Source organism: Pseudomonas sp. EA_65y_Pfl2_P78 (assembly GCF_963970495.1).
Taxonomy (GTDB): domain Bacteria; phylum Pseudomonadota; class Gammaproteobacteria; order Pseudomonadales; family Pseudomonadaceae; genus Aquipseudomonas; species Aquipseudomonas baetica_A.
On sequence record NZ_CAXAON010000006.1, the window covers coordinates 175,236 to 184,197 of the forward strand.

The 8,962-nt window shown below is 45.7% G+C and carries 7 protein-coding genes; all 7 read left to right on the plus strand.

The genetic code is table 11. The features are described from left to right. Window positions 1–11: 11 nt before the first annotated feature. The 7 genes from AACY02_RS08415 to AACY02_RS08445 all read left to right on the plus strand — a co-directional run bounded on the left by AACY02_RS08415 (window position 12) and on the right by AACY02_RS08445 (window position 8,959). Complete coding sequence (locus tag AACY02_RS08415; protein ID WP_339431532.1) at window positions 12–3,050, plus strand: hypothetical protein; 3,039 nt, start codon at window positions 12–14, stop codon at window positions 3,048–3,050. A 1-nt stretch (window position 3,051) separates the two neighbouring features. Continuing rightward, the gene (locus AACY02_RS08420) at window positions 3,052–3,780 is read left to right on the plus strand and encodes a hypothetical protein (RefSeq protein WP_339431533.1); all 729 of its coding nucleotides are present in this window, start codon (window positions 3,052–3,054) and stop codon (window positions 3,778–3,780) included. Between the two features lie 73 nt (window positions 3,781–3,853). Then, on the plus strand, window positions 3,854–4,576 hold the full coding sequence (locus AACY02_RS08425) for a hypothetical protein (RefSeq protein WP_339431534.1): 723 nt from the start codon (window positions 3,854–3,856) through the stop codon (window positions 4,574–4,576). 6 nt (window positions 4,577–4,582) lie between these two features. Then, window positions 4,583–5,533 (plus strand): PoNe immunity protein domain-containing protein, encoded by a 951-nt coding sequence (locus AACY02_RS08430; RefSeq protein ID WP_206421370.1) that lies wholly within the window; start codon window positions 4,583–4,585, stop codon window positions 5,531–5,533. Between the two features lie 200 nt (window positions 5,534–5,733). Beyond that, on the plus strand, window positions 5,734–6,243 hold the full coding sequence (locus AACY02_RS08435) for a hypothetical protein (protein WP_339431535.1): 510 nt from the start codon (window positions 5,734–5,736) through the stop codon (window positions 6,241–6,243). A 331-nt stretch (window positions 6,244–6,574) separates the two neighbouring features. Continuing rightward, the gene (locus AACY02_RS08440; protein ID WP_339431536.1) at window positions 6,575–7,321 is read left to right on the plus strand and encodes a lysozyme inhibitor LprI family protein; all 747 of its coding nucleotides are present in this window, start codon (window positions 6,575–6,577) and stop codon (window positions 7,319–7,321) included. Between the two features lie 165 nt (window positions 7,322–7,486). Continuing rightward, entirely contained in the window at window positions 7,487–8,959 is a 1,473-nt protein-coding gene (locus tag AACY02_RS08445; protein ID WP_445261997.1) for a lysozyme inhibitor LprI family protein, read from the plus strand. Window positions 8,960–8,962 lie beyond the last annotated feature (3 nt).

Consider the following 8,962-nt stretch of genomic DNA (forward strand, 5'->3'; position numbering starts at 1 on the left):
AGGAAGCAGAAATGACTGAACCACTCGATTTAAAAAGTAACTACACCGGTGGCGACTACGTTTATAAAATGGGAGGCGATGGTTTTCAAACGAACGCCGCCGGTAAGAAAAAGATTGACTGTTCTCATATGGTTAATCTGCTGCTGACAGGCGCTGGATATAATATTCCGTATGAAGACACCCGTAACATGGATACTTCCAGTTACTACACAACGATTGAGCCACAGAGCGTAAAGCGAGGTGACATCGCCTTATGGATCAATGCAACTCCTAACAAACCAGGTGATCCGATTTTTCATACAGGGATTATCGAGGACTACAACCCCGCTACAGAAGTTGGGCACATATTTGGTGCTCAAAATAGTACAGGGCCAGCGATAACAATATTTGGTCCCAAACCACCCAGTTACTATTGGCCGAAAGCTACAAAATTCTTAAGAGCAAAGGAAAGTTTTCGAACAGGTACAAGCCCTGCACCTGCACCTGCTCCATCTGCAGCGGTGCCGTTATTAAATTTTCAATATCCATTTCGAAAAGCAGACGGTAAACAGTTTTCTGATGCGGAAGAAGTATATAAGGTACTTGAGAATGAAACATCCGGGCATTATTTGTTGGGGAGTAACAAGTTCTGGCACGGTGGGATTCACATCAGCAATGCCAGCGCACCTCAATGTATTTTGAACGAACCGATTCGTTGTATGGCTGATGGTGAAGTCGTGGCCTATCGCCTTAACGAAGATTATCTGGAATCTACGTTCGGTGAAAATGAGAAGAAACTGAAGTATTCCAACTCATTTTGTTTGGTGCGACATGAGTATAAATCTGCGTCAAACCCAGAAGAAGGACCGAGTAAAGGCAAGCAAAACAAGCTGAATTTCTACAGCTTGTACATGCACCTTCTGCCCTTCAAGCGTTATCCACTGACGGAGGAAGAAACTCCGAAGCCTAAAGTGACCATGAAAGTAAGTGACTTCAACGCTTACGACGATTTTCCTGAATCCAGTAGCGTTCAGAACGTTGGCAAGCTCGTTGCGGGGACCAAACTTGAGATATTGGATCAAAAGGACTTAGCCAACGTCACCTATGCGAAAGGGAAAATCCTGTCAGGTAGCGTTAAAAAGAGTGGCCACAAAGTTCGCGAGGCTGGCAAAGAGGTCTGGTTCGCATACTTGAAAGATGGAGAACCCTACAAAAACTCCAAACCCGCACGTATATGGCTGGCAGACCCGATCCCGGAGCGTTTAAAGCCCAAATATTGGCAAGGTAAGGTGAAGGGAACCGCGTTGAAGAGATTGGATCTTTATCAGGATCCTGTCTCTGCCCAAAATGGGCAGACTGCCGGTGCTAAGATGGGCTCGCTGCAACTTACGCCTCAAAGTACGGTGGAGTTTGAAAGCAAAGAGGTACTGAACCTCAATGTTTCAGGGACAATTCGTCGAATGGCGAAATGTACCAGCAGCGGTAGCTTGGCTGGGACGGGAAGCCTTCCTACCAGCTTCTGGGCGATTGTGGAAAACGACTACGTTGCTTGGGATGTAATCCCGAGTAGCTTCAATTCTGTAGAACCTGCCAGCACCGGAATCAAGGCGGGAGATCCGATCGGTTATCTGGGATTGACTGAAAATCTGACCGGCGAAGATGGCGGTGTAGCAAGTAAGTATCAAGTACACGTCGAGATATTTACTGCCGAAGCCGATGTAAAAGACTTCCTCAAGAACACGGTTGGGCTGAAGATCGGCAAGCAATACCTGTATTTGCCGGTCGGAGGTGAGCTGAAGAAAAAAGCACCTGCGACTGACAGTACGGTGCTGAAAACGGAACATGCGGTTGATTTGAACAAGACGCCGGTCATCAAAGTGGGCGCCGACGATTACTACGATGTGACCGTTACCGACAATGCTCAGGCCGTCAATGGTCTGGTCAAGAAAGCCGGTGCACAAATCATCACTCAGCATGATTGGGAAAAGCTGGGGTTTCAGATCGTCGAAGAAACCAATGCGACAGCGGACGGCTTTCTCGATCCGAAAGATATGCCTACGTTCTTTCAGGATCTGTTTGCGAAGATCGATAAAGACCAGAGCGGGGACGTCGATCCGACCGAGTTGGCCGAGGCTTTGAAAAAACCTAATACGCGCTCGCAGTGGTCCAGGCTGGTGGCCCATCATCCGACTGAGTGGAAAGAAAAAGCAGATGCTCAAAAGTGGAGCAGACTTGATCAGCTATTGGAAAATTCTCCGAAAACGCTGAAACACGAAAAAGAAAGGATCACGAAATACGTGTTTTGGGAAGACCTAATTGGGAAGGCAGTCGTAGATACAGATCTGGTTTGGCATTTCCATCCTATAGAAATGTTGAGTAATTTTATGAGCCGGTCGCAGCTCATAGATGTTGAGCGATTTGTAGCGATGTACGCTGAACAGCATGCGTCATTTCAACCAAATGTTCCTGCTTTCACTCCAAACTCAAGAGTTAATTTGCAAAAAATTGCTGAGCATATAAATAAATATATAGATGAAACTAAAGAAGTATACACCATATATGAATGGTCTTATATGTTTGCGACTGCTCGTCATGAGGCTTATCAATTTATGATACCTGAATATTTTAGTGTGGCTCCAGAATATGGTGAGGTTTCTTATTTTAATAAGTATGATCCTGTTCTTGCGAGTTCCGAAGAAGGCCGGCAAACAGCAGTCGCGAATGGCAATACAGTACAAGGCGATGGTTTTAAGTATCGCGGTCGAGGCCTTGTTCATTTGACATGGAAGAAAAACTATCAAAAGGCTAAGGATCATTTCGGTATTGACTTTGTGAATAGGCCTGATGAGGCTGCGGGATTCGAAAATTCGATACCGATCATGATATGGGGTATGAAGGAAGGTATTTTTACCGGCAAAAAGCTCAGTGATTATGTTAATAATTCAACTAAAGATTATGAGGGTGCTCGCAAGGTTATCAATGGGTCTGACCGAAAAGAACTTATTGCAAGTTATGCTGTTAAATTTGAATCAATTTTAAGAGCGACTTCTTCTGCTCCGGAGACGAAATAGTATGAAGTTAAGGTTTCAAGCTGTTTTAATGTTTTCAGTTGTCATGGTCTCTGGCATTTCTGTGGCTGGCCAAAATGACGTTTATTTAGCGAATGCGAAAACTAAAAGTTTAAGCGTGACTTGGGCAGGCGGGAGCCGGACGATCGAGAACGTTGTTGGTAGTGAAGGAGAAACAACCAGAGAACTAGTCGACTTTAATGGGGGGAAAGCCCTACATTATGAAAATTTGGCGTCCCGCTCAACATTTGAAGCTTATTTTACACTGATGAGAAATGCCAAGGACGTCTTCATAGATTGCATTTATGCAAATGTACGTAATGAGCAGAACGGAATTCTTATTAACAAGGCGGTATGTGGACTAAATCGACCTCTTGCAGAGGAGTATGATGAGGCGATTTACGAATTTTCAGATGAGTGGAAAAGTTCCACCGATAATATAGCTATCGAGCCTTTGTTGAGAGTGCCTCCGTTGCCACTGGAGGTTAGTGAGTCAACACTGGGTGAGGCAAAGTTGTCGCGAATATATAACTCAAAAGATAATTTGAGTGTTTCAGCGCCGGAAGCTGTGATTGAAAAGGGGACTGGAAAGCATTCATTTGGCTCAAGCCAAGTTTTTTCTGTTTATAAAGTTGGTGATTTGGATCGCCCAATCTATTTCGATGTTTCTTCCGGCGCATTGGGAGGGGTGTTTACTAGGTACGATCAGGTTGCTATAGATAAGTTATTCTAATCTAAGGATCGGATTTATACTTTAAGCTAGACGGTTTTGATCTTGGTGCGATGCTTAAAGATAGGAATGTGAAATGGGGACAGACCACGTTTTAAAAATGATCCGAAAAACGTGGTCTGTCCCCATTTTTATTCTTTATAAGTTGTCGGATCCTGCTAACGGCACAGGCATTGACGCTGTATGGAGAGCAGATCCCGCGACGAACGCAGGAAGAAAATTTGCCATTGTCGAGGCAAAAGCAAGCAAGAATGAGGATGCTCCGAAGTTTTTGAGAAGACTCAATAATACTCGTAAGCCGAGCATTAATTCAAAACTCGGTGTTTCCGGTGAACCTCAATTAAGCGATCTTTTGGAACCTATTGAAGAGGTCAAAGATGGTAATGGTTCTACTGGAAAAGCTACGGGGAAAAATCGAACAAAGGTATCTGGTAAAAAATCTTCTGATAATGCATCTGTGAAGGCCGCGAAACCCTCTAAAGCCCGAAAAAACGACTTGATGATTCAGATGAGTAAAGAGTGGATATCAAAAAATCTAAGGGACGCTGTGGGAGTTACGATGACAAGAGAAATTCTTAATTCTTACTCAAGGCATCTATTTTTTTCTCCGTTGTATCATCTTTCGGGAAGCCCGGAGGAGCACGCTGTGGCACTTCTTAGTGGATCCCCTGAATCCAGCCATGCAAAGCATGCCGCATTTCACTATGGTGAGGATGAGGTAAAGCAAGCTGTGAATAGGCGAAAAAAATCGCTGGCGAAAAAACATGGTGCACTAGATTCTTTGCGGCTTGAGGTTTAAATAAAAATGAATAGAAGGCAGCCGTTTATTACAGAGGCATATTATAAAAACCTTGTGGGCTTTTATGATGCTTCGGAATCGTATTGGAGTACGCACAATCTGGAAGAGGATTTTCCAGGCCAGGAAGCATCTTTGAAAGCCTTTGAGGTTAAACAGGATTCACTCGGCGCTTTGATAATCAGGTATACAGCTGGCGAACCTATTTCAGAGTTGTTTGAACCGCTTGAAAGAGTCGTGCAAAATTTTGAGGTGTATCAAAATGCCTTGGCTGAGTATGAGGGTGTGCCGAATATATCGCCATTAGATCTTGAAGATTCTCCAGCAGATTTTGAGGAGTTTGTTCAGGTGGCCAGCCTGTGCATCCTGTTGCATCGGAATGATCTATTGGCCAGGTTTGTAAGTTTGACAGATGCAGCAGGCTTTAGTAGTGAGGATACGCTGTACGAAGATTTGCTACGTAAAAACTTGGCGGGGCGGGCTGATATAGATGAGTGGTTTCACCCAGTATATACGAAGCTGATCAGATCAATTTATGCCTCTAGCAAAACCGAAGCATCTAAGCTTCTGAATGAATATTGCGGTCAGTGGTATGAATCTTTTGGTGAACTCCAGGCGAGTTGGCACGACTCGCATTTAAGTATTGATGGTGATGATGGTAGCTACGTTGGTTACTGGGCCTTTGAAGCAGGTGCTATTGCATTTCTTTATGGGATTGATGATAGCAAAATAGACCATATGGTTTATCCGAAGGACTTGGTTGAGTATGCTAGAAACTATACCGGCTCCAGCATCTCACAAGTTGGTCGTGTTGACTCGGGGCAACCATGTAGTAAACAGGGTTATTGGTTTACTCCCGCGCAAGCTAACTCTCGGCGATACTTCAAACAGGGCGAAATTATGCCGAATGTAGATGATTCGCGATGGGGCGATACGATTTGGTATTGGTCAGGGGAGTAGAGGTTTAATAAATGAAATGGGCACAGACCACTTTTCAGTAATTGTTAAAAAACGTGGTCTGTCCCCGGTTTCCCGAGGAAATTCAAAGGAAGCTTGCCGCTCTAAATGATTCCATCACTAATGCGATTTTATATGGCGCTAACCTCCCTCAAGGTGCTGTAAGACCTGGTAGAAATTCCTTCATTATGGATGTGTGATCTATGAAATATTTTTTACTGTTGATTAGCTTGCTTCCAGCAGCTGCATGGTCTTCTGTAGATAATGTGTGCAATCTGGAACAAGATTCAAAAAGTTTTATTACTGATTGGAAATCTGGAAGCAGCAAGACGAAGGTCTTGTCAACGCAAGATGGTAAGGAGTTTTTGATAGATCACGGGCGCATCATATATGTCGGTGATCTGAATAATGATGGGAATGACGATTTTATTTTTGAAGCATCAACAGGTGTTGGTTCAAGTGGGGATCAAGTTTTTAGTTTTTTACTCCAGTGCCATGGTTACCTGAAATTGATTGGTGCAGATTACTTTGCCAAGGTAGAGGTAGTGGAGCCAGAGAGCGAGCAGAAGAATGTTTTTAAAGAAATAAAGATATATTCTTATAAGCGAAACTCGGATGGAAGTATTCAGCAGAAAGGTGGCAAGTCTTTAACCACTCCACACATTTGGAAGTTTAATGTCGAATCTCATAAGTATGAAGGGGAGTCAGAGTAGGGAGCAGGGTATTTGTCATTGGCTGATCAGGAAGTGAAAAGTGGTAAATGGACGGATTTATTTTTGCGCTCGACCACTTTGAATTTGGTTGAGAACATAAATAGATCTGGCCCGTTTGTCGGTTCTGACTCTATTTTCTGTCGCAAGCCTGTTCAGAACTGAACGGATCACTGAGCTTTTCTACGGACGCCAGAAGGAAAAGGTGACAGACTTATTTGTGGTGGGTTCAACACTATTGGACGGATTAGTTTCGTAGCCTTAGGAGATTTAACAACAGTTTTTATCTGTCTTGTGTATTTCATGGTTAAATTAGTTTTTGTGCAGTATTTAAATGGAATTAATGCTTGTGATTAAAAATATTGTTCTGCCTTTTTGTGTCGTGACTCTTTCGGTTTTTAACGGCGCGGCCCAAGCGGAGCCGTTCTACTCCGCGAAGATACTGCAAGCCGATTATTCTGAAGTTCCTGATATTAAGTTGTTGATTAGAATTCAAGATGTTGAGTCAGGTAGTGATGAGGCGAGTGGCTCTAGCTTGGCCACTTGCATGAAGGCCAGTAAGTCAGCTACGCAGCCTGGCCCAAACCCTTGTTTCAGAATTCAGTTAGATGAAGGCGATGGCAATGTGAAAGTGACGAGCCAGACATTGCTTAATGACCCTCAGCGAGCAAGCGATCCGGTATATATTGAGTTGGTCTATAAAAGTGGGGCAACAAAAAATCAGTATGGATATTATGACAATAAAACAGTATTGCTAACTGTTGAGGATAATAATGGATTGAATAATTGGGATTCGGATATCCCGCAAAGCCTGCCTCAAGTAAAGATTGAAAAAGATCGAGGGATTTATCAGTTGGTTCTTGCGGACGCCGATGCTCTGCTCAATTCTGCCTACCGAGATAAAGCGAGTCGTTTGAGTCAAGACAAAAGAGATGTTTTTCGTGAGGTTCAAAGAGCCTGGATGAAAAACAGAGATCTTGAATGCAATAGCGCAATATTTGGAGAGTATTCGGAAAGCTGTTTGATTCGGTTAACAATCGATCGTGCCAGACAGATCGCGGTTGCGCCTTTGGCTAAATAGCCAAGCTGTCAGAGCTTAGAGTGGAAAAATCGCATAAATGGCGCTAAATAGCGATGGCCGCCAATGTTTTGCGTTTAATAGGGCAGGCTACTCTTTATCATGCGTGAACGTGGTTTGGCCCCGGCTCGCCGAGCGCAAATCCTGAATGACTTAAGGATGAACACAGTGAACCGCTTTGTTTTTACGCTGTTGGTCGCACTACTACTGCCGGTTTCAGCGGCCTATGCGCAGGACGACTGCAGCCATGTCACATCAAGCCTGGAAATGGTGCCCTGCTCGGAGGCAGCGAAGAAGGCTGCCGATACGCAGTTGAACCTCAGCTACAAGCAATTGATGACGCGGCTTGAATCTGACTATCGAACAGATCCGGCGTTGGGCGCGGAGTACGCGGCGAAGGTCAAGGAGTCGCAGCGTGCGTGGCTGAAATTGCGCGATGCGAATTGCCCTTTGGAGGCATTCGAGATCGAGGCGGGGATGCCGGCGCATGTGTTCGCGGTCAACTCGTGTATCGCCAGAATGAGCCGCGAGCGCTCGGCGTATCTGGACAAGATTGTGCCGGCACAGTCGGCGCAGTTATCCGAAAAAGGCAGCGCCAGTAATGCTTGCCCATCCGAGGATTTCCTACCGTTCCTGGCAGTGTTTTCTGCCGATATCGAAGCACAGCGCCGGCTCACCGCGTTTACCGTCAAGTCGTTGGTGTTAAAGCCAAAAGCCGAGCCGGGACGTTTCGAGCCTGTGACCACGGGCGAGAAGGGCGCCGGATTGGCCTATCCGTTGATAGCACCTATTGAATCTCGCAAAACGCCGGGTGTTGTGATTTGGGAATACGACGACAGCCACTCCACTGTTGTGGATCGACGCGCCGGCTGGAGCAACGTCAAAGTCTTCAATTTTTCCCGCCAGGCGTGCTGGGTGCTTGAAGGTGTTGAAGACTGGTCTATTCGCGAGAAAGACCTGGTCGCGGCGAGTACGCCGACGATGAGCAAGGAAGAAAGTCTCTGTTTCCAGCGTGCCGAGGCGTTCGAAGCATTGGGTGCACCGGAAGACCAGCCTCGCACCGTTGAGTTGTATGAGGCCACGCTGGAAAACTTGTTATGTGCAGCACACTCCGGAGACCCACTTGCCAGTTATAAAGCCGCTATTTTGAGCCTCTCGGGCATGGCGCCGCAGGTGCCGACGGATACTTTGGAGTCACTATTCAAAGCAGCGGCCACTACTTTGCCGAACGGTGCGATGGGACTTTCCGAGTTTTACTGCGATGGGAACGAACTAACATCCGACGGTCCCTGCAAAAATCCTGCGCTTGCAGAGCAAGCACTGATGGGCGCCGTGAAAATGGGCAATGCCAACGCGATCAGCAAGTTGGGATCCACCTTCGCGAGCGGTGAATGGGGTACCAAAGATCCATCCCGAGCCATGGCCTGTTACCAAATGGCCCTCGCGAAGGGTAGTGAAGGCGCGAGTTACGGATTGGAACACTTGAAGAAAAACTCCACCACACCAATCAAACCCAGCGAGACTGTCAGAAATTTTGTGTTCGGGCATAACATGTTGAAAAGGAGCATGTATGCCGACCAAAAAGAAACCGGCCTCGGAGGTCAAACCCCAGTTTCCTTCGATCCCGAAAGAGCTGATTGATCA